Genomic DNA, 1,174 nt, shown 5'->3' with positions numbered 1-1,174 from the left:
CGTCGCCTACTACTCGTTCGGCGGATGGAAGAACTCGCTGTTCGGCGACCACAAGGCGTACGGTGCCGACGGCGTGAGCTTCTTCACCCGTCAGAAGGCGATCACGAGCCGGTGGCTCGACCCGTCGCACGGCGGCATCAACCTCGGCTTCCCGTCGAACAACTGACCCGCAGCATGGCGAACGAACAGCACCAGCACGACCAGTGGTTCATCCCGGCGGGCTCCCGGCCCGAGGCGGGCTGGACCGACGTGGTCGACGGTCGCATCGAGGGGTGGGCGCACACCGGGCTCCGGACCGGCGCGCTGACCGACGGGGGCGAGCTGCGCCTCCCGGCCGACGCCGTGGAGCGCATCGTCGTGCCGCTCGCCGGGTCGTTCCACGTGACCCACTCGGGCGCTGCCGGTGACGGCGAGCAGACCCTGCAGGGGCGGGAGAGCGTCTTCGACGGCCCCACCGACGTCCTGTACCTGGGCTCGGGCTCCGCGGCCACCATCACCGGCAGCGGCCGGTTCGCCGTCGCCGAGGCTCCCACCGACACCGTCAAGCCGACCACCCACGTGGCCCGGCCGGACGTGCCGGTGGAGCTCCGCGGCGCCGGGCAGTCGAGCCGTCAGGTGCACAACTTCGGCACCCCGGCGGCGCTCGACGCCGTCAAGTTCATCGTGTGCGAAGTGATCACGCCGGCCGGCAACTGGTCGTCGTACCCGCCCCACAAGCACGACACGAACGTGCCCGGGTCGGAGTCGAACCTCGAGGAGATCTACTACTACGAGGCTGCGGTGTCCCGTGGGCTCGAGTCGATCGCGACCGAGGCCGCCGACCCGTTCGCCCTGCACCGGACGTACGCCTCGGACGACCGCGCCATCGACGAGTTCCGGCAGGTCCGGACCGGCGACGTCGCCCTGGTGCCGTACGGCTGGCACGGTCCGGCGGCCGCCGCTCCGGGCTACGACATGTACTACCTGAACGTGATGGCCGGGCCCGACCCGGAGCGCGTCTGGAACATCACCGACGACCCCGCCCACGGGTGGGTCCGGCAGGCGTGGGCATCGGAATCGATCGACCCACGACTGCCCTACGAAAGGAAGCAGGCGTGACCACCACCACGCGGAAGATGACGGTCGGCCAGGCACTCGTCGAGTTCCTGGCCAACCAGTGGACCGTCGACGGCGA

General features: G+C 70.6%; 1 protein-coding gene and 1 pseudogene. Both read left to right on the top strand.

What is annotated here, in order from left to right; translation table 11 throughout:
* Positions 1–166: pseudogene (locus BIU89_RS18955) on the top strand (methylmalonate-semialdehyde dehydrogenase (CoA acylating)); the annotation flags it as partial.
* 8 nt (positions 167–174) lie between these two features.
* Positions 175–1,098, top strand: a complete 924-nt coding sequence (gene iolB / locus BIU89_RS12975; protein WP_071247123.1) for a 5-deoxy-glucuronate isomerase — start codon at positions 175–177, stop codon at positions 1,096–1,098.
* The last annotated feature ends 76 nt before the right edge of the window (positions 1,099–1,174 follow it).

The organism is Curtobacterium sp. MCBA15_005 (genome assembly GCF_001864855.1).
Lineage (GTDB): Bacteria > Actinomycetota > Actinomycetes > Actinomycetales > Microbacteriaceae > Curtobacterium > Curtobacterium flaccumfaciens.
Note: the sequence above shows the minus strand (reverse complement) of the source record. Positions and strands in the feature narration are given on the sequence as shown.

Coding starts and splice junctions, on each gene's coding strand:
- iolB (WP_071247123.1), top strand. CDS start 175: ATGGCGAACGAACAGCACCAGCACGACCAGTGGTTCATCCCGGCGGGC.